The 19,880-nt window shown below is 61.6% G+C and carries 15 protein-coding genes; 8 read left to right on the forward strand and 7 right to left on the reverse strand.

The features are described from left to right. Nucleotides 1-6 precede the first annotated feature (6 nt). The 8 genes from pxpB to YH62_RS22935 all read left to right on the forward strand — a co-directional run bounded on the left by pxpB (nt 7) and on the right by YH62_RS22935 (nt 10,994). Nucleotides 7-1,653 (forward strand): 5-oxoprolinase subunit PxpB, encoded by a 1,647-nt coding sequence (gene pxpB / locus YH62_RS22900; RefSeq protein WP_348625783.1) that lies wholly within the window; start codon nt 7-9, stop codon nt 1,651-1,653. Then, nucleotides 1,650-3,431 (forward strand): biotin carboxylase N-terminal domain-containing protein, encoded by a 1,782-nt coding sequence (locus YH62_RS22905; protein ID WP_046796598.1) that lies wholly within the window; start codon nt 1,650-1,652, stop codon nt 3,429-3,431. The genes pxpB and YH62_RS22905 overlap by 4 nt, the downstream gene beginning before the upstream one ends. Next, entirely contained in the window at nt 3,428-5,254 is a 1,827-nt protein-coding gene (locus tag YH62_RS22910; RefSeq protein WP_046796599.1) for an ABC transporter ATP-binding protein, read from the forward strand. The genes YH62_RS22905 and YH62_RS22910 overlap by 4 nt, the downstream gene beginning before the upstream one ends. 43 nt (nt 5,255-5,297) lie before the next feature. After that, nucleotides 5,298-6,833, forward strand: a complete 1,536-nt coding sequence (locus tag YH62_RS22915; protein WP_046796600.1) for an ABC transporter substrate-binding protein — start codon at nt 5,298-5,300, stop codon at nt 6,831-6,833. Nucleotides 6,834-6,893: 60 nt separating this feature from the next. After that, nucleotides 6,894-7,817: an ABC transporter permease gene (locus YH62_RS22920; RefSeq protein WP_046796601.1), complete on the forward strand. Its 924-nt coding sequence runs from the start codon at nt 6,894-6,896 to the stop codon at nt 7,815-7,817. Nucleotides 7,818-7,822: 5 nt separating this feature from the next. Further along, a complete protein-coding gene (locus YH62_RS22925; RefSeq protein WP_046796651.1) occupies nt 7,823-8,671 on the forward strand; it encodes an ABC transporter permease in 849 nt (282 codons plus the stop codon). A 7-nt stretch (nt 8,672-8,678) separates the two neighbouring features. Continuing rightward, on the forward strand, nt 8,679-10,454 hold the full coding sequence (locus YH62_RS22930; RefSeq protein ID WP_046796602.1) for a M14 family metallopeptidase: 1,776 nt from the start codon (nt 8,679-8,681) through the stop codon (nt 10,452-10,454). A gap of 264 nt (nt 10,455-10,718) precedes the next feature. Further along, nucleotides 10,719-10,994 (forward strand): DUF2277 domain-containing protein, encoded by a 276-nt coding sequence (locus YH62_RS22935; RefSeq protein WP_046796603.1) that lies wholly within the window; start codon nt 10,719-10,721, stop codon nt 10,992-10,994. A 248-nt stretch (nt 10,995-11,242) separates the two neighbouring features. Here YH62_RS22935 and YH62_RS22940 read toward each other — a convergent pair whose 3' ends face one another. From YH62_RS22940 to YH62_RS22975, 7 genes are all read right to left on the reverse strand, one after another. Further along, nucleotides 11,243-11,506, reverse strand: a complete 264-nt coding sequence (locus YH62_RS22940; protein WP_046796604.1) for a hypothetical protein — start codon at nt 11,504-11,506, stop codon at nt 11,243-11,245. Nucleotides 11,507-12,617: 1,111 nt separating this feature from the next. Then, nucleotides 12,618-13,601, reverse strand: a complete 984-nt coding sequence (locus tag YH62_RS22950) for an ABC transporter ATP-binding protein (RefSeq protein ID WP_052760491.1) — start codon at nt 13,599-13,601, stop codon at nt 12,618-12,620. A gap of 12 nt (nt 13,602-13,613) precedes the next feature. Then, complete coding sequence (locus tag YH62_RS22955; RefSeq protein ID WP_046796605.1) at nt 13,614-14,582, reverse strand: ABC transporter ATP-binding protein; 969 nt, start codon at nt 14,580-14,582, stop codon at nt 13,614-13,616. A gap of 13 nt (nt 14,583-14,595) precedes the next feature. Next, the gene (locus YH62_RS22960; protein ID WP_046796606.1) at nt 14,596-15,807 is read right to left on the reverse strand and encodes an ABC transporter permease; all 1,212 of its coding nucleotides are present in this window, start codon (nt 15,805-15,807) and stop codon (nt 14,596-14,598) included. Then, on the reverse strand, nt 15,804-16,784 hold the full coding sequence (locus YH62_RS22965; RefSeq protein ID WP_046796607.1) for an ABC transporter permease: 981 nt from the start codon (nt 16,782-16,784) through the stop codon (nt 15,804-15,806). The genes YH62_RS22960 and YH62_RS22965 overlap by 4 nt, the downstream gene beginning before the upstream one ends. Continuing rightward, the gene (locus tag YH62_RS22970) at nt 16,784-18,187 is read right to left on the reverse strand and encodes an adenylosuccinate lyase family protein (protein ID WP_052760487.1); all 1,404 of its coding nucleotides are present in this window, start codon (nt 18,185-18,187) and stop codon (nt 16,784-16,786) included. Before YH62_RS22970 ends, YH62_RS22965 begins: the two co-directional genes overlap by 1 nt. Nucleotides 18,188-18,254: 67 nt before the next feature. Next, nucleotides 18,255-19,862: an ABC transporter substrate-binding protein gene (locus YH62_RS22975; protein ID WP_046796608.1), complete on the reverse strand. Its 1,608-nt coding sequence runs from the start codon at nt 19,860-19,862 to the stop codon at nt 18,255-18,257. Nucleotides 19,863-19,880: the final 18 nt, after the last annotated feature.

Here is a 19,880-nt window from a genome sequence, read left to right on the forward strand (position 1 = left end):
AAAGCCATGCAGGCCGCAACTCTTGCCCAGTCCCGCGATACGTCGATGCGCATCCTGCCTGTCCGGGCGGACAGCATGCTTATCGAACTGGCGGACCTCGGCGAAACCTTGGCTCTGTTCGACGCGCTGCAAGACAATCCGATCGCAGGTATCCGGGAGATTGTCCCGGCTGCCCGCACTTTGCTTGTCTCCTTCGATACCAATGGAATTTCAGCTGAGGCTTTGACCAAGGCAATCGCGGCCTTGGCCGGTGGCGAGCGCAAGGCAGCCTCCGGTGCGCTGGTCGAGATACCGGTCCGCTACGATGGCGAGGATTTGCCCGAAATCGCGAACATGCTGAACATAAGAGTCGATGAGGTCGTGCGCCTCCATACAGGGGGCGAATACCTTGTGGCGTTCACCGGGTTTGCGCCGGGTTTTGCCTATCTGGCGGGTGGCGATCGGCGTCTGACGGTGCCGCGGCGCGCATCGCCCCGCACACGGGTCCCGGCCGGATCGGTCGGTCTTGCCGGGGAATTCAGCGGCGTCTATCCGAAGGCGAGCCCTGGGGGCTGGCAGTTGATTGGCACCACGCCGCTCGTGATGTTCGACGTCGACCGAACGCCGGCCTCGCTCCTCCAGCCGGGAGGCCGTGTCCGCTTCCGCGACATCTCCAGGGACAAGCCATACGAGATCGCGACATCGCCCAAGGCTGCGAAAGCCGAGGCGTCGCTGGAATATGTGGATGTTACGAAGGCCGCGATCGAGATCACCGCCGTCGGCCTGCCTATCCTATTCCAGGATCTCGGGCGGCCGGGTCAGGCGAGCCAGGGCGTCAGCATGTCCGGTGCGGTCGATCGGGACAGCCTGAAGGCGGCCAATCGTCTGGTCGGCAATCCGGCGGGCCATGCCGCGCTCGAAATATCCTTGGGCGGCTTCGGCTTCAAAATGCGCGGCCACGGTGTCATGGCCGTGACCGGCGCCCCCTTGTCCATCTCGATCACCGATAGGCAGGGCGCCAGGATAGCGGCTCCCCATGGCAAAGCCGTTGCGCTCGACGATGGCGACATGGTTCTGCTTGGAACACCACCTGCCGGCATGCGCTCCTATCTTTCCATGCGGGGCGGATTTGATGTGACGCCGGTCCTCGGCAGCGCTTCGACCGATGTCCTGGCGCAGATCGGTCCGGCCGCTCCCGCGCCCGGTGATATCGTCCCGGTTCTGCCCGCTCCCGCGGGGTCGGTCGTCTCGACCGAGGAGCTGCCCGCTTTCAATATGCCGCGAGCCGGCGAGACCGTGGTGCTGGACGTGGTCATGGGGCCGAGAACGGATTGGTTCACGGCGGAGGCGGTCGAAGCGTTCCTGCGCCAGGAATGGACCGTCACGCCGCAGTCGAGCCGCGTTGGCATCCGGCTGCAGGGCGAAGCGCTGGAACGCAGGAACCATGACGAACTGCCGAGCGAGGCGACCGTCAGGGGCGCCATTCAGGTGCCGGCCAACGGCCAGCCGGTTCTGTTCCTCGCCGATCATCCGCTGACCGGCGGCTATCCGGTCATCGCCAATGTCGCAGGGCATCATCTCGATCTCGCCGGGCAAATTCCCGTAGGCGCGCGCATTCGCTTCAACGCGACCAGCCGCTTCGCCGCCCGGTTCATTCCAGGAAAGCAGAAATGAAGAAGGTTCTGATTGCAAACCGCGGTGAAATCGCGGTTCGGATCATCCGGGCCTGCAAGGATTATGGCCTCGCCTCCGTGGCGGTCTATGCCGATGCCGATGCGGACGCTCTCTTCGTCGCCCAGGCGGACGAAGCCTATGCGCTGAAGGGGGCAAGCGCCAGGGACACATATCTCGACATCGGAAAGCTCATCGATATCGCCCGCCGCTGCGGCGCCGATGCCGTGCATCCCGGCTACGGGTTTCTTTCCGAGCGCGCCGAGTTCGCCAGAGCCGTGATCGATGCCGGCCTGACCTGGATCGGCCCGGAGCCGGAGGTCATCGAGGCGCTCGGCGACAAGCTCAGGGCACGTGCCATTGCCCAGAAGGTCGGCGCTCCGTTGGTCGCCGGTTCGGATGGTGCAATTGCGTCCCCCACCGAAGCGCTGGCCTTCGCGAAAAAATTCGGACTGCCGATCGCCATCAAGGCGGCGCATGGCGGCGGTGGACGCGGGCTGAAGATCGCCCGCGATTTCGATGAGGTGGAAGAGCTTTTCGACTCGGCGACCCGCGAGGCGGTGGCCGCCTTCGGCCGCGGCGAATGCTTCGTCGAGCAGTTTCTCGACCGCCCCCGGCATATCGAAGCTCAGGTGCTTGCGGATCGCCATGGCAATGTCGTGGTTGTCGGTACGCGCGATTGTTCCCTGCAGCGCCGCAACCAGAAACTTGTCGAGGAGGCGCCGGCACCCTTCCTGTCATCCGAGCAGCGGGAGAAGATCCACCAGGCTGCGCGCGATATCTGCGCCGAGGCGGGCTATACCGGGGCAGGCACGGTGGAGTTCCTGCTGAGCGCCGATGGTGTGATCTCTTTCCTGGAGGTCAATACCCGTCTTCAGGTCGAGCATCCGGTCACCGAGGAAACGACCGGGCTCGATCTCGTCATCGAGCAGTTCCGCATCGCCGACGGGCTGCCGCTGAGCGTCACCGAGATGCCGGAGCCGCGCGGTCATGCGATCGAGTTCCGCATCAATATCGAGGATCCGGGCCGCGGTTTTCTTCCGTCCGCCGGTGACATCACGCAGTTTTCTGCACCTTCCGGTCCGGGAATAAGACTGGATTCCGGCGTGGCGAACGGATCGGCGGTTCCGCCGATGTTCGATTCCCTCATCGCCAAGCTGATCGTCTGGGGGGCAACGCGCAGCCAGGCCATCGCCCGTGCGCGCCGCGCGCTCGGTGAGTTCGTAATCGTCGGCGTGCCATCCGTACTGCCCTTCCATCGCGCCGTGCTCGACCATCCCGATTTTTCCGGGGACGACTTCGGAGTCCATACCCGATGGATCGAGACGGACTTTGCGGAAACTCTGGAAACCGCGGCTCGATCGGCCCCGCCTGCCGAGAGACCTCTGCTACGCGGTCGCGTCGAGATCGACGGCAGGCTCGTTGAGCTTGGCATTCCGGATGCTTTCCTGCGGCTGCTGGGGCAGGTGCCGCAACAGATCGCGCCGGAGGTCGAATCCGACGAAAGCGATCCAGGTGCAATTCATGCGCCGGTTCCCGGCACGCTCGTTCAGTGGAATGTTGCCAATGGCGCCTTTATCGAAAAGGGAGACCTGCTTGCGGTCATGGACGCGATGAAGATGGAGACGACCGTCGCCGCTCCCGCTGCCGGTACCATCACCATTCTCGCTGAAGTCGGCAGCTTCCAGCCAGCCGGCGCGCTCATCGCCCGCATCTCGGCAGGCGAGGGGAATGCCGTTTCGAACCCGACTGCGCAGGCAAAGCCGGAGGCACCCGTATGATCAACCCGATGGACAAACGCGAGCCGCTTCTGTCAGTCGAAGGCCTGAGCGTCGAGTTCGGCGCAAACCGGGTCGTTGAGGATCTATCCTTTGCCGTCGAACCGGGCAAAACGGTTGCGATCGTCGGTGAATCCGGCTCGGGAAAATCCGTCACGTCGCTGTCGGTCATGCGGCTGGCGGACATGATGGGGGCGAGATTCGCAGGCGGTCGCATCATGTTCGGCGGGAAAGACCTGTTGCAGGCGAGCCAGAAGGAGATGCGGTCGGTCCGCGGCAAGGAGGTCGCCATGATCTTCCAGGAGCCGATGACCTCGCTCAATCCGGTCTTTACCATCGGCGACCAGATCTGCGAGGTTCTCGTCCTGCACGAGAAACTCGGCAAGGCCGCCGCCATCGAGGAAGCCAGGCGGCTGCTCGACATGGTCCGTCTGCCGGATTCGGCGGAGCTTCTGAAGCGCTATCCGCATCAACTGTCCGGCGGGATGCGCCAGCGCGTGATGATTGCCATGGCGCTTGCCTGCCGGCCGAAACTGCTGATCGCCGACGAGCCGACCACCGCTCTCGATGTGACGATCCAGGCGCAGATCCTCAATATCGTGCGGGATCTGCAAAAAACGCTCGGCATGGCGATGGTCTTCATCACCCATGACATGGGTGTCGTCGCCGAAATGGCGGACGATGTCGTCGTCATGTGGAAGGGCCGAAAGGTCGAGGAAGGTCCCGTGCGGGAAATCTTCGCCAATCCGCAGCATCCCTATACCCGCACGCTTTTGGCTGCCGTTCCGCGTCTCGGCAGCATGACCGGCGAAGCGTTCCCGAAGCGCATGCCGCTGACCGTGCTGCAGGATGGCGAGCCGACGGTGGTCGGAGAAGAGCGTGTGCAGGACACGGCACAATACGGTGAGAAGCCGCTTCTGTCGGTAAAGGACCTCTTCGTCCGTTTCGATATCCGCAAGAACCTGTTCGGCAAGGCCACTCACCGCTTAAGCGCGGTGCAGAAGGTGAGCTTCGACATCCATCCCGGCGAAACGCTGGCTCTGGTCGGCGAGAGCGGTTCCGGGAAATCCACGATCGGCCGGACGATCCAGCAGCTCCAGACGGCCATGGGCGGCGAGATCTCGTTCAACGGCCGCACCTATTCGTCGATGTCGGCGGCGGAGCGGTTCCGCATGCGCCAGGAAGTGCAATATATCTTCCAGGATCCCTTCGCCTCGCTCGATCCGCGCAAGACGGTTGGTTTTTCGATCGCCGAACCGATCAACACGCATGGCCTGATCACAGGCAGCAAGGCGGTGCGCCGGCGTGTGGACGAGTTGCTGGAACGGGTCGGCCTGAGCTCGGCCCATGCGGATCGCTATCCGCACGAATTCTCCGGCGGCCAGCGTCAGCGCGTCTGCATCGCCCGCGCGCTCGCCTCCGATCCGAAGCTCATCATCGCCGACGAGGCGCTCTCGGCGCTCGACGTGTCGATCCAGGCTCAGATCATCAACCTGTTCATGGATCTGCAGGCCGAGCGTGGTCTGGCCTATCTCTTCATCAGCCATGACATGGCGGTGGTGGAAAAGATGAGCCATCGCGTCGCGGTGCTCTATCTTGGCCAGATCATGGAAATGGGCAGCCGGGCCCAGGTGTTCGAGACGCCGCAGCATGATTACACGCGCCGTCTCCTTTCGGCCGTGCCGGTCGCCGACCCGACCGTGGAGCGCAACACCGCGCTGATCGAGGGCGAAATCCCCAATCCGGTCCGTCGCGTCGGCGACGAGCCCGCCATCCTGGCGCATGAGGAAATCAAACCGGGGCATTTCGTCGCGAAGAGTGCCTGAGAAACTTAGAAACAATCGCATTCATCTGAAGAGGAACAGAAAAATGAAAACGATCAAACGGGGACTGACAGCCACCTGCATGGCGCTTGCCATCTCAGGTGCTGTATTTTCGGCCGCACCGGCTCTTGCCGCGGGCAAGATGACCATCTCGTCACCTCAGGATCCCGGCAGCTGGGATCCGGTCGATACCTTCCTCGTTCAGTGGGCGGCGGTCGCGACCAATATCTTCGACGGCCTGACCTATCGCGGTCCCGACCTCAAGCTCGTTCCGGGCCTGGCGGAATCCTGGGAAGAGCTGGATGAAGGCAAGCGCATCCGCTTCAAGCTGCGCCAGAACGTCAAGTTCCACAACGGCGAGCCCTTCAATGCGGAAGCTGTAAAGTTCACCTTCGAGCGCCTTCTCGGCGAGCAGGGCGCCAAGGGGCCGCAGCGCTCCAACTATACCGCGATCGACAGCGTCGAGGTCGTCGACGAGTTTACGGTCGACATGAAGCTGAAGGCGCCCGATCCGGTGCTGCTGACCAAGCTTGCCGGCTACGGCGCAATGATCGTTCCGCCGAAATACATCCAGGAAAAGGGTGAGGACAATTTCAACCTCAACCCGGTCGGTACGGGACCGTTCAAGTTCGTGTCCTATGCGCCGAAGACCGACATCAAGCTGGAGGCGAACCCGGATTATTGGGGCGGCGCGCCGAAGCTTTCGGAACTCGAATACCGCTTCATCACCGAGCCGGCCACCGCCGTTGCCGAACTGCAGGCCGGCCGCGTCGATCTGGTGATCCCGCCGACCATCCCGATCGGCATGATCCCGGTGATCGAAGGCGATTCGAACCTCGAGGTTCTCAGCGTTCCCGGCCCGACCGTTGATGCGCTTCGCTTCAACACCCGTGACGGCATCACCGCCGATCCGAAGGTGCGCCAGGCGATCATCATGGCCGTCGACCGCGCCACGATCGTTCAGTCGATCCTGGCCGGCCAGGCCTCCGAGATCGCGAGCTTCCAGAGCGCGCTGTCCTTCGGCTACGACCCCGAACTGAAGCCGCTGCCCTATGATCCGGAAGGCGCCAAGAAGCTTCTCGCCGAAGCCGGCGTCAAACCGGGCGCGATGCTGCAGATCGATATCCGCGGCAATGACGCGACGATGAACGAAGTGGCGCAGGTCGTCTCCAGCTACCTGTCGATGGTCGGCATCACCGCCACGATCAAGCCCTATGAGACCAATGTTCTGCTGAACGACATCATCCCGCAGGGCAAGACGGGCGCCATGTTCCAGCAGAAATGGGGCGGCTGGACGTTCGACTACGACAACACCGCCTATTCGATGTACCACTCGGGCGAAAAGTGGAACCCTTACGACAAGGACGAGACGCTCGACAAGCTCCTGGAGTCCCAGCGTCCGCTGACCGATCGCGCCGAGCGCGAGAAGATCCTGAAGGAAGTCGCCAAATACGCTGCCGATCGGGCTCTCGAACTGCCGCTCTACAATACCAACGCCATCTTCGGCATCAACAAGCGGGTCAAGGGTTTCATCGCGCCTCCGGACAACCGCATGAAGCTGACGGATGTGACCGTCGAGTGATCTGACACCCGGGTGCCGCCCTTAACCGGGCGGCACCCCACCGTTTTCAAGGAAAAGAACGTGGCCGGTTTCCTCATCAAACGATTGCTGCAGGCGATTTTCGTCGTCATTGCGATCACGCTCGTCGTCTCCTTCGCCATTCGCCTGACCGGCGATCCCGCACTGATGATGTTCCAGGGCGGTGGCAGCATGACGGAAGACGATCTGGCGCGCATTCGCGCGGCACTTGGAACCGATCAGCCGTTCATCGTGCAGTACCTGACCTTCCTAAAGGGGCTCGTCACGCTGGATTTTGGTCGCAGTTTTTCGGGCGGAACACCGGTTTCGCTGCTGATCGGAAACGCATTGCCGGCGACGCTGCTTCTTGCCTTCATCTCCATGGCGGTATCGATCGCGCTTTCCATCCCGCTCGGCGTCAAGGCCGCGACGGCGCGCGGCAAGGGCGCCGACCAGTTCATCCGCATCTTCTCGCTGCTCGGCCTGTCCTTCCCGAATTTCTGGCTCGCGACCATGCTGATCCTGCTGTTTGCGGTCGCACTCGGCTGGCTACCGCCAAGCGGCATGTCCGGCGCGGCAAGCTATGTCATGCCGGCCGTCACCATGGGGATCATCCTGACTGCGACCAATGTCCGTCTCGTGCGCACATCCATGCTGGAGACGCTCCAGTCGCAATATATCATGGTGGCGCGTGCGAAGGGCTTGAGCGAGAGCAAGGTTCTGTACAAGCACGCGCTGCGCAACTGCGCCATTCCGCTCATCACCTATTTCGGCCTGCAGTTCGGCGGGCTTCTCGGCGGCATCGTCGTGATCGAACGGGTCTTCAACTGGCCGGGAATGGGTACACTTGCCTTCGATGCGGTTGCAGCACGTGACTATCCCGTTCTCCAGGCCGTCATCACCGTGCTGTCGCTGATGATCGTCGGCATCAATCTTCTGGTCGATATCGCCTACGGGCTTGTCGACCCGCGCATCCGTACGGAGTGATGACGATGGCCTCCAAGATCTCCCGCCTGTCGCGCTTTTCGAGCCTCGAATTCATCCTCGGCGCTTCGCTGACCATCATCATTTGCCTCGCCGTCGTTTTCTCCGATCTTCTGTTTCCGGGCGGCGCCGACAAGATCGACCTGATGGCGCGCCTTGCCAAGCCCTTCACCAATGCGGCCCACCCGTTCGGAACGGATCCGCTGGGGCGCGACGTGCTGGCTCGCGTCGTGGCCGGCGGCAAGATCTCGCTGCTCGTCGGCTTCACCTCGGTGATCGGCGCCGTCATCATCGGCGTTCTCATGGGTCTGATCGCCGGCTACTACCGCGGTTTCTGGGACATGCTGGTGATGCGTTTCGCCGACCTGCAGCTTGCCATGCCCTTCATTCTCCTGGCGATCACCTTCATCGCCATCGTGGGCGGCAGTCTGACGAACACGATCATCCTGCTGATCGTCTCGCAATGGGTGCAGTATGCCAGGCTTGTGCGAGGCTCGGTGCTGACGCTACGCGAGCGTGAATTCATCCTCTCGGCGCGGGCAATCGGAGTGAGGGACTGGCGCATCATCTTCCAGCATCTGCTGCCGAACCTGATCGGACCGGTGATCGTGCTGATGACGCTCAATGTCGCCAACAACATCCTGCTCGAAAGCAGCCTGACCTTCCTCGGCCTCGGCGTCGATCCGACCATCCCGAGCTGGGGCGGCATGCTTGCCGACGGACGCACCTATCTGCAGACGGCCTGGTGGGTGAGCGTCTTTCCGGGGCTCGCCATCCTGCTGACGGTGCTCGGTCTCAATCTCCTGGGCGACTGGCTGCGCGACAGCCTCGACCCGACGGGCAGAACCTCAAGGTGAAATTCGCATGACCGAGATATTCAGCAAGACCTTCGAGCGCACGCTTGACCAGTTGATGGCGCGGGCAGTTGCCGGCCAATCCTTCGAAGCCTGGACCTTCGACGATGCAAAGAGCCGCCGCGAGGCCGAACGTCGGCTTGCGGAAAGGGGTGTGACCGCCCGCATACGCAGCGCATACAAGCCGCTTCTCTTCTCTTTCCGCGAGGACATTGATCTTACGGGCGTGGAGGCGATCGAGGTTCGTTATCCGGTACATGCGGCGGCGCCGGCCAACCGGTTTCGCCTCGAGGCCTATCCGCTTGCATCGCTTGTCGGCAAGGCGAATATCGGTTTCGTGCCCCGCGAGGACGACGGGTTCTTCTATGACGTTCTGCTGACGCGCGCCGGCGGAACGGAGACGTTGAAGGTTCTTGCCCCCAACCGGATTCATGCCGACGCGGTCGGCGAGACGAATGTGTCCCCGACCGGCTGGTATCGGCTCGCGGGCGATGCGGACGGCGAGCGCCTGCAAACCGAATATGAGGCACTGTTCGAGGATGCGATCGCAGCGATCTCCGGACACGATTGGGGCAATCAGGAGCCCTATTTCGAAGAGCTGGCCATTCGTGTGCGCCATCCGGCAGAGGACGAGCGGCTCGACGTGGGGGACGAGGCTGTCAGCCTGCGCGAAGCGCTCCACGAGGATTTCTATTTCTCGCTGCTCGAATTCTTCCAGAAGAAATCCGGCCGCCCGCTCGGCGATCGCGGCCTGAAACCGGGCCAGATCGTTCCGGAGATCGTCTTGAGCGAAGGCGAGATATCGGTCCGTATCGAGACGAAGGCGCTCTCCACGTCGTTCCTGGATTGCGGCGATCAGGCAATCGACACGGCTGTCGAGCCGCCGGCCGCAGGACAGGTCGCCAGGCTGCTTGAGAAGATTGGCGGTGAGGAATTCAGGGCCCGTTCACGCTCGGGCCGGATTGTTGCTGCGCGCTATCATGCCGGCAGCGATGCCGCGGTGATGATCAGCGGCGGCCAGCACCCCAACGAGACGACCGGTATTGTCGGCGCGCTCAGGGCTGCCCGCAAACTGGCGAAGATGAAGGGGGCGCATTTCACCATTTCGCCGCTCGAAAACCCCGACGGTTACGCGCTGCACCAGCGGCTGCGCATGGATAATCCGCGCCACATGCACCATGCGGCGCGCTATACGGCGCTCGGCGACGATCTCGAATACCGTACCCGCGAGAACTCCGGGGAGCACATCAACGAGAAGGAGATCCGCTTCAGGGCACAGGAACTCAGCGGCGCTAAGCTGCATGTGAATCTGCACGGCTATCCCTCGCATGAGTGGACGCGGCCGCTTTCGGGCTATGTGCCGCGCAATTTCGCCATGTGGACGCTGCCGAAGGGCTTCTTCCTCGTCATGCGTCACCATGCGAAGTGGGAAGTGCCGGCCGAAGCGCTGCTTGATCGGGTGACGCGCCATCTCGGTGCCATCCCGGGTCTCCTGGAATACAATGACCGGCAGATCGCGCTTTACGAGATCCACGCCGGGGAGACAGGCTTCCGGATCATCAATGGTTTCCCGTGCCTCTCGTCGGTCGACGATCGCCATACCGTGCCGATGACGCTGATAACCGAATATCCGGACGAAACGATCTACGGAAACGACTTCATCGCCGGCCATACGGCGCAGATGGAGACGGTTCTTTCGGCCTATGCCGCATGGCAGGAGATCGTTGCCGGAGAGGTGGCGGGGTTGCTCCAGCACCAGACTTCAGCCGCAGGAACGGTGGCATGATGAAGTACGCCACTATTTCTGCGCTGTCCATGAACGGGCGGTCCATGCCGGCATCACCGACCCTAATCACAGCAGATTAGGATCGGATTGCTGACTATATCGCAGGGAAGAGTCGGCATGTTCACAGAGGGTGAAAGGACTAAGCCGCGTTTTCTGACTGGCGCGCGAAGCGGACAAGCCAGTGAAGTGGCTACCTGGCTCTTGCGTTGTGTTGCATCGGCGCAGGGCTGGTGCAACACTGCACCACCAGCGAAGGAGGACCTCATGTGCCGAAACATCAAGTCGCTGTTCAACTTTGACCCACCAGCCACCAAGGACGAGATGCACGACGCAGCCCTACAGTTCGTGCGCAAGATCTCTGGGTCCACTCGCCCCTCACAAGCCAATGAAGCCGCGTTTTACGACGCGGTAGAGGAGATCAAAAGATCTGTGCACAAGCTGTTGCAGGCTCTGGAAACCAAAGCACCGCCCAAAGACCGCGAGGTCGTCGCCTCTAGGGCGAGGGAGCGGGCTAAGCAGCGTTATGGACGCGCCGTCTGAGCTGTTTCTCGGTCCTGCGAGCAATTCCACGGTAGAGGGATTTTGAAGCGGGAGCCGTTTGATCGACAGGTTTCCGTAACTGCAGCAATGGCTCCACCTCGAGCGCGTGTGTCGTAGCTTCGATGTCCGAATCGCGTGCGTCAGCTATCGCTGAAGTATCAGAACTAGACCGACCGCATAGGGCCGCAAGCTGTCCATAGCTTTGCACAAAGGATCCCCCAAGACCAAGCGTTAGCAACTACCTCAATCTATCTGAATGACAACGCTGGTGCTTCGGGCGCCGGCACTTCAGCATCGGTGAACAAGTTCGGAAACAGCCGCTCCCTGTAATCATTGCTGTAGTAGTTATTCATGACCCGAACGAGATCGGCCAGCTCGGCAGCCGATTCCGGGTGCAGACCTTGGCCGAGTTCGTCGGCGGCCTTCTGCAGCTCGATAGCGATATCGGCCAGCACGGTCGGCACCGTGTCGTCAAAGAACAGCGGTTCAATACGGGCAGGTGTTTCAAACATTTTTTTGCCGATCTCGGTAACGAGTTAATCGACTGGAATATAAGGCATTCGAGGCTGGAAGTCAGTACAGTTGCCGATGTTGGTTGCCGATTTCTTTTGCCGATGCGAGACGCTGGTCGGACGCGAACCCGAACGGGGCAGCAAGTCGGCCGGGCGGCGAGCGACAGCAGAATCGATCATCGCGGCGTGGTTGCTTGAAGACGCCGACCCCTATGGCTTGCCTCACCCTCGCTGAGGAACTGAAATCTGAACATGACAGCCTCTCGGAGTGCCGAGGGATCGTCAAAGGGTGGGGGCGGAAAGTCGCCTATCGAATACCCACGGAGCGAGCGGAGACCCCCAGCCGATCGTTGATTATTCTCTCTCCTTGGAAACTGCGGCGACCATCCACAGATGCCGTCGGGGTCAGCAAATATGCCTTCGTATCCCCATTCTTTCTGCTCGGCTCGCTAACCGCAAATGCTCCCGCACCGACGCACCGCTGAATAACGCGTTAGACGTCCGTCTCATTTGCCACTTCGAGTGATAGCAGACATTCGTTCCTGCCGTCAAAAACCAGCCACCCTTTGCCGATCACCCATTCCATACCGTCAGATGCAATGAGTAACGGGCTTGTCCGTGCATCCAAGGCGAACTGCAATGGCTCAGGCATTCCATCTTCGGATGGCGCACCCACAGTCATGGGATCGAGTGCGTTGCGATAGAAGTCATGAACGGTTCTCGGAAGGTCTTAAGTGGTCGTGTTGATAGCTTCGCGACTAATGGCAGCTATCCCCTGGGCGGTATCCGAAACCGGACGGGGGCCTCCGAATTGCCAGTAGTGGAAGCGCACGCAAGGGCAGGTTTCAGGTAGTCGCTGACGTGCTCTGAGTGGCCGAGATTGGTCGATAGCAGGCGTCCGCGCACCACGGTGGCATGTCCACTTTTGTTTCTCCACGCTGCAGAAGCAGCCAGGCCGCACACGGCCCCGTCTCGGCCAGGGCGATTACGGTGCGTGTACATTTCCACGCGAAACGGACCGTTCCGCTTTGAGGGCGCGATATGCCCATTTTAAAAGTCTCTGTGCAGTCAGGCCCCGCCAACCAAACTTCCAATCAAAGCCCTCCTCTCCTTATATAGCTTCGACATTCAAGCATGCGTGAACCTGGCCGGACGCAATCTCTCGCAACTCCGGACGCGTCCGTCTGCAATTCTCCGTCGCAATTGGACAGCGAGGATGGAAATGGCAACCGGAAGGCGGGCTGAGCGGCGAGGGGATTTCGCCCTTGATCGGCATGAACTTACGTCGCTCAAGCGAAATCTTCGGCATGCCGTCGAGCAACATGCGGGTATAGGGGTGCGCAGGCGATGCGAAGAGCTGCTCGGTCTCGGCAAGCTCCACGACGCGGCCGAGATACATCACGGCCACCCGATCGCACAGGTGGCGGATGACGCTGAGGTCATGGCTGATGAAGATCATCGCAAGGCCACTGTCGCGCCTGATGTCCATCAGGAGATTGATGATCTGCGCCTGGACCGAGACATCGAGCGCGGCAACGGCTTCGTCGCAGATCAGCATGTCGGGCTTTACCGCCAACGACCTGGCGATGCCGATGCGTTGGCGCTGGCCACCGGAAAACTGATGTGGATAGCGTCCGAGGCTGTCCGCAGGCAGACCGACCCGGGCGAGGATGTCGATCACGTATTCCTTCACCCGTGAGCGCGGCACCAGCCCATGCAAGACCGCCGCCTCGCCGACGATTTCGCCGACACGCAGGCGCGGATTGAGAGAGGAAAGCGGGTCTTGGAAGACCATCTGGATCTTCAGCGCATCGCGCTTGCGGGCAAGGAGGCTATCGTAAGGCTCACCGCGGAAGTGCCGTTCGCCAGAGGATACCGGCAGGATGCCGGCGATCATTCGCGCCAGGGTCGATTTCCCGCAGCCGGATTCCCCGACGACACCGAGCGTTTCTCCCTCGCGCAGCGTAAGCGAGACATTGTCCACCGCGCGCAGTACCGTTGGAGGGCGGTCACCCATAAAACGGTTCGCCAGATCGCCAAATACCCTGTGCCCCACCGTGAAGCTGCGCGACAAATCCTTTGCCTCGAAGATCATCTCGTTCACGCGTCACTCCTCGAATGGATGATAGCACCAGATGTGATGCGTAGCCGATAGTTGCGTCGCCGGTACCGGCTCGCCGCAGATCTCCGTCGCCCGTTCGCAACGGCTGGCGAAGGGACAGCCCTTTCCCAGAGAAAGGAGCGAGGGCATGTTGCCGGGGATCTGCCTTAGCTTCTCGCCCGGCGTGTTGCGCGATGGAACGGAGCCGAGAAGCTTGCGGGTATAAGGATGGCGCGGAACGCCGATGATGTCCTCCGTCGTGCCGATCTCCATCATCGCGCCGGCATACATCACCATAATCCGGTCGGCGAGTTCGGAAAGTGTCGAAAGATCGTGAGTGATCCAGACCATGCCGAGGCCACGCTCGTCGATCTGCCGACGGATGTGGTAGATGATCTGGGCTTGGATCGTCACGTCGAGAGCAGTCGTCGGCTCGTCGGCAATGATCATGTCCGGTCCGAGCAACAAGGCGGTCGCGATGACGACCCTCTGGCGCATGCCGCCCGACATCTCGTGCGGATAAGCGTTCAGCCGCTCCTCCGGGGAGGGAATACCCACGGCCATCAGCACTTCGATGCAGCGGTCGTGCATCTGTCTGCGGGAAACATCTTCATGCTCGCTGATCGCTTCGTACATCTGATCGCGCACCCGCATCAGCGGGTTCAGGGTCATCAATGGGTTCTGGAAGACCATGGCGATCTTGCGGCCGCGAAAGCGGCGCATCTCCTCGAACGTAAGGGCAGTCAGCTCCTGGCCGTCGAGCGAGATTGAGCCGGAAACGATACGCCCCGGCTCGTCGATCTGACCCATGATCGACATGCCGGTCACCGATTTGCCGGATCCGGACTCGCCGACGATGCCCAACACCTCGCCACGACGAAGATCAAAGGAAATATCGCGCACCGACTTGATCACGCCCTGTCGCGTGAAGAACCAGGTGTTGAGGCCGTCGACTTGGAAAAAGGGTTCCGTCATCCCTGCACCTTTCCTAGCGGTCAAGCCGCGGATTGTTGAGATCGCGCAGCCGGTCGCCGAGCAAGTTCATCGCGACGATCATCACGAGCAGCACCACGCCCGGATAGATGCTGATCCAGTATTTGTGCGAGAAGATGAATTCATAGCCGCTGGCGATCAGCATGCCGAGGGAGGGTCTGGTGAGCGGCAGGCCAACACCGAGGAAACTCAGTGAGGATTCGAGCGAGATCGCGGCAGCGATATTGAGAGTGAAGAGCACGATAATCTGCGGCATGCAGTTGGGCAGCACGTGGCGCAGCATAATGCGCGTCGGGGAAAGACGCAGGCATCGGGCGGCCTCGACATATTCCTTGCCAAGCTCGCTGATCGCGAAGGAGCGGGCCGTGCGAGCGTAATAGGACCATTGCACGATGACGATGGCAAGCACGACCTTGCTGACGCCATTGCCCAAGATGGCGAGGATCGCAAGCCCAACGAGCAGCGCAGGAAGGCCAAGCATGAAATCTACCGCACGCATGATGATTGCATCGGTGACACCGCCCCGCCAGGCCGCGAGAAGCCCAAAGCCGGTACCAAGCACCATCGCGGCACCCGCAGCCACAAGTCCGACGAAGACGCTGATCCTGATGCCGTAGAGGATGGCGGAGAGCATGTCGCGGCCGAAACCGTCAGTGCCGAGACGAAAGACGAAATCCGTTTCCCGATCCAGGGATTTTGCGATGGCGAGGACAGTGAAGTTTTCAGGAAGCTGGCTGTTGGAGACGATCCTGACCCTGCCGTCCTCCGGGTTGTCCACGGTCCACCAGGGTTGGACGATATGCTTCTTTCCGCCTTCCACGCTGGCGCCGGCCGGCAGATTGCGGATCTGCAGGCTGGCGAGTTTGGTGCCTTCCGGGGCCACCCCGACGCCGAGACAGTTTGCTCCGCACGACTCGGCTGTGATGCTTTGGCGGGTCTGTGCGGGTGAGGCGGGCTCGACAGATGCCGTGCCCCCCTGGAAGCGGATATTGGCGCGGACTTCCTCTCCGGGCAGCATCCGCGTCGAGCCGGCGGGCTTCAAGGCGTCCGACAGTTGAAGCTGGGTCAGGTCGTAAGGGTCCGTCGGCGACATTAGCGGCGCGAATAGGGCGCAGGCGACGAAAACGAGGCTGATCAGCAGGCTGATGACGGCCGTGCGGCTCTCCGCGAAACGCTGCGCAAAATCGTTGAAACCAGTCGTGCTCATGCCGCGCGCCTCAGAACGGATTTCACGCGCGGATCGATCGCCATGTGCAGAATATCGACGATGAAGTTGATGGCGATGAACAGCAGCGCGGTATAGGTGAGCTGGGCGACGATCAGCGGCCTGTCTAGCACCTTGATTGAGTTGATCAATAACTTGCCGAGACCTGGCCAGGAAAACACCGTTTCGGTGATCACGCCATAGGCGAGCAGGTTGGCGAGCTCGATCCCGGTGACGGTGATGAGTGGAACCAAGGCGTTGCGCAGGATATGCCTGACGACGACCTTGCGGCTGCGCACTCCCTTCGCATAGGCGAACTTCACGAAGTCGAGGCGGGAGATTTCCATCGTCGCGGCGCGTGTGACGCGCATCAGGAGCGACATCTTGAGGAGCGCCAGGCTGAAGGCCGGCATGATAACATGCGACCAGCCATCGAGCGTCCATAGGCTGCTGGTGATGCCGAAATGGGTTGCGACCGCTCCCCGATCACCCACCGGCAGGATCGGCAAAGCGATGCCGAAGGCGACGATCAGGAGCATGCCCTGCCAGAAGGTGGGGATGCTGACGCCGATCAGGGAAAAGGTCATGACGCCCCGGCCGAGCAGCGATTCCGGTTTAAGCCCCGCATAGAGCCCGGCCGGTACTGAAGCGACAATCGCGATGACGAAGGCGACTAGCCCGAGTTCGAGGCTCGCCGGCAGACGCTGCAGCAGGATACTGGTGGCGGGTTCCTTGTAGACGAAGGAGGTACCCCAATCTCCCTGCACTGCATTGCCGAGGAAGGTCAGGTATTGCTGCCAGAGCGGCTTGTCGAGGCCGAGGGCGGTGATGGCGGCCAGCCGGTCGGCCTCCGAAGCTTCCGAGGAAATCAGGATGTCGGCCGGATTGCCGATCAGCCAGATCCCGACGAACAGCACGATCGACAGCACAAAGACCACGACCACGCTTTGCAACAGGCGCTGCAGCACGAAGGAGAGCATCAGCGGTCAGCCTTCAGATAGGCGTTGATATTGCGTTGCTCGGCTGTCGGCATCGATCCGGCTCCGATGTTCTCAACCAGCGATCCAAAATGCAGCGCATATTCGGCGCATATGCCGCCGGTGCTGCCGGTTTCGAGCCGATCCTCGATCTCCGTGCGCAGCGCCTGGCCGCCCGGCAATTGGGCAAGCTCATCCAGGAAAGGCGCTCTGCCGGCTGCGGCAGCCATGGCGGCGTCGTGCACCAATTCGTGGCCCTTGTGTTTGCCGAGGGTTTCGCCGAGCCGCATCATGGCGAACTCGCCGAGGATCGCGCCGTGCGACAGGTCCAGGTTGGACCGCATCCGCTCCTTGTCGACGTAGAGGTCGCGCACCAGAAGTTCGGTCCGCACGAGAATTTCGGAAATGGCGCCGATCACCTCCGCCAATCCGTCCTCGAACATCTGGTTGGCGCTACCGTCGGATTCGAACGGGCGGTGGGCACTTGCCATCAGCATGCCGGCGCAGGAATAGAGTTTGTTGCTGTTGGCGATGATGCCGTAGCAGAGGATGGGGTTGATCTTCTGTGGCATGGTGGAGGAACCGATCGAGCCTTCGACGCGGCCTTCATGCAGCTCGCCATATTCCTCCGAAGAACTCTGGTAGATCTCTTCCGCGATCTTATGGCAGATGGAGGCCGTCAGGCTCAGCGCATTGACATATTCGCACATATGCGTGCGGATTGCGCGCGAGGGAATAGCCATCTCGCCCATGCGGAGAAGAGCTGCCACGCGTGACTGGAGGGCCGGACCCTCTCTACCCAGAGCGGAGAAGCAGCCGACCGCACCGCCGGTCATGACGACGAAGGCCCGGCTTTCCGCTTCCCGAAGCCGGTCCGCGGCCTGCAAGAATTCATCGATCCAGACCGCCACTTTGAAGCCGAAGGTGATCGGCACCGCATGGCGATAGTGGGTCCGCCCCGCCATAATGGTCTTCGCGTGGGTGCGGGCATGGCGACCGAGATGGCGCAGGATGTCGGCGAGCAACCCATCCAATGTCGCCTGGGCACGCTTGGCGAGCAGCAGCAATCCGGTCTGGATGACGTTCTGCGTGGTGATGCCCCAGTGGACATACCCGCCATGCTGTGGACCGGCAAGCCGGACAAGTTCGTTGATGAGCGGCATAAGCGGGTGACGGGTCGTCCGGTACGACGTATCGAGGCGGTCCGTATCCAGGTATTCGAAACGGCAATGTCCGGCGATCGCCTCCGCCGAGGCGGCCGGGATCATGCCAAGCTCTCCCTGAGCCAGCGCGACGGCCTTTTCGACATCCAGGAAGGCCTGGTACATGGCCGGCGGCGCAAAAGCGTCCCGCAGTCCCCGGTAGTCATATTGTGACGTGAGGGCGTCGTTGAATTCTGTACCCATCTGGATTTCGCACTTTCATGAATGAGAGGGCAAGGCCAGCGAGGGATGACGGCCTTGCCGGCACGCCTTATTCGGGGCGGGCGGTGTAGAAGATGTTGGTCAGGTTGGCATTGGCGTCATAGTGAACACCGTTGCGAACTCCCCAGACGCCGAACTCGTGATAGAGCGGCACGTAACCGTCATCCTTGTAGACCTCGGCGACTGCAGCACGCAGCAGCTCTTCCCGTTTGGCGTCATCCAGCGTCGACTGTGCGTCTTCAAGCGCCTTGTCGGTGACCTCGCTGGAATAACGTCCGCGGTTTGCGCCACCCCAGCCGCGATCGGGGTTACGTGTGCCGGCGAGATTGATCATCTGGCTCAAGCCTTCGCCGGTATCGGCGGCGGCACCGGCGAGATAGAGACTGAATTCGTAGGCGCTCGCCTTGGTGAAATAGATGCTGAAGGGAAAGGTCTCCAGCGTCACGTTCAGTCCGACCTGCGAGAGCATGGCGGTGACCGCCTGAGCCACCTGGGCGCCGTTGACGTAGCGGTCGCTGGGCGCGTTCAACGTCAGGGAGAAGCCGTTCGGATAGCCGGCTTCGGCCAGCAGGCGCTTGGCTTCCGCCGGGTCGTAAGGATACGCCTGCAGATCGGGATTATGACCGAAGACACCGTCCACGATGATCTGGCTCGCCGGCTGGGCCATGCCGCCCATCACGGTTTCGGCGATCTGCTCGCGGTTGATGGCGAGATTGAGCGCCTTGCGGACGCGCGGGTCGAGGAAGGGGTTCTTTCCGTCGGTACCGGAAACCTTCGGCGTCTTCTCCTGGCCCTGGTCGGGAAGCAGGAAGATCAGGAGCGTCGAGGGCATGGACGACAGATGGTACTTGCCCGAGGACTGGATGCTGTCGATGCTGTTGATCGGCACCGCGTTGATGACGTCCACCGAGCCGCCGAGCAGGGCGGCGATGCGGGCGCTGTTGTCCGGCAGGGATTTGACCAGCACCGAATCATAGGCGGCCGGCGTGCCGTAATACTGGTCGTTGCGTTCCAGCTCGATCTCCACGTCGGGCGTGAACTTCTTGACGTGGTAGTGGCCGATACCGGGCGAGGTCTTGCCGCTGTTGAAGTCCCCGGTGGCCAGCCAGTTGTCGTTGCCGCAGCTCTTGTCGTCATAGGCCAGCGTGCGGCCCGTCGGATTCTGGACAATTCCGATATTGCTCAGGCTGCGCAGCAGGTTCGGATCGGGTTTCTTGGTGTCGATCTCGATCTTGCCATCGCCGGCGTCCTTGATATTGGCGATCGTGGCGATGAAGCTGCTGAAGAGGCCGGGGCTGTTGGGAACATTGCGTACCCGGCAGATGGAATAGATCACGTCGTCGGCGCCGAGCGGGTTGCCATCGTCGAACTTCGCCTTCGGCTCGAGGGTGATGACCCATTTGGTATCGCCCTGAATCTCCCATGATTTCGCAAGGCGAGGCTCGACGGTGCCGTTGACGCCGTTCGTATAGACGAGTGCGTCCGAGATGTTCTCCCGAAGGTCGAAATTATAGCCGGCGCGATGGAAATGCGGATCGACCGAAGTCGCGAGCGCCGCGAGACCAACGCGCAGCTGTTCAGCCGCAGCCGGGACAGCGGAAAGGGACGTCGCGGTCGCGAGCGCTACGCCAAAAGATGCCAGTGTTAAGTTTTTCATGGTCCTCCTCCCATTTAT

Source organism: Rhizobium sp. LC145, from assembly GCF_001005825.1.
Lineage (GTDB): Bacteria > Pseudomonadota > Alphaproteobacteria > Rhizobiales > Rhizobiaceae > Neorhizobium.

Coding starts and splice junctions, on each gene's coding strand:
- YH62_RS22965 (WP_046796607.1), bottom strand. CDS start 16,784: ATGCTCTCCTTCGTGCTGCAGCGCCTGTTGCAAAGCGTGGTCGTGGTC.
- YH62_RS22935 (WP_046796603.1), top strand. CDS start 10,719: ATGTGCCGAAACATCAAGTCGCTGTTCAACTTTGACCCACCAGCCACC.
- YH62_RS22975 (WP_046796608.1), bottom strand. CDS start 19,862: ATGAAAAACTTAACACTGGCATCTTTTGGCGTAGCGCTCGCGACCGCG.
- YH62_RS22940 (WP_046796604.1), bottom strand. CDS start 11,506: ATGTTTGAAACACCTGCCCGTATTGAACCGCTGTTCTTTGACGACACG.
- pxpB (WP_348625783.1), top strand. CDS start 7: ATGCAGGCCGCAACTCTTGCCCAGTCCCGCGATACGTCGATGCGCATC.
- YH62_RS22915 (WP_046796600.1), top strand. CDS start 5,298: ATGAAAACGATCAAACGGGGACTGACAGCCACCTGCATGGCGCTTGCC.
- YH62_RS22960 (WP_046796606.1), bottom strand. CDS start 15,807: ATGAGCACGACTGGTTTCAACGATTTTGCGCAGCGTTTCGCGGAGAGC.
- YH62_RS22955 (WP_046796605.1), bottom strand. CDS start 14,582: ATGACGGAACCCTTTTTCCAAGTCGACGGCCTCAACACCTGGTTCTTC.
- YH62_RS22930 (WP_046796602.1), top strand. CDS start 8,679: ATGACCGAGATATTCAGCAAGACCTTCGAGCGCACGCTTGACCAGTTG.
- YH62_RS22925 (WP_046796651.1), top strand. CDS start 7,823: ATGGCCTCCAAGATCTCCCGCCTGTCGCGCTTTTCGAGCCTCGAATTC.
- YH62_RS22910 (WP_046796599.1), top strand. CDS start 3,428: ATGATCAACCCGATGGACAAACGCGAGCCGCTTCTGTCAGTCGAAGGC.
- YH62_RS22950 (WP_052760491.1), bottom strand. CDS start 13,601: ATGATCTTCGAGGCAAAGGATTTGTCGCGCAGCTTCACGGTGGGGCAC.
- YH62_RS22970 (WP_052760487.1), bottom strand. CDS start 18,187: ATGGGTACAGAATTCAACGACGCCCTCACGTCACAATATGACTACCGG.
- YH62_RS22905 (WP_046796598.1), top strand. CDS start 1,650: ATGAAGAAGGTTCTGATTGCAAACCGCGGTGAAATCGCGGTTCGGATC.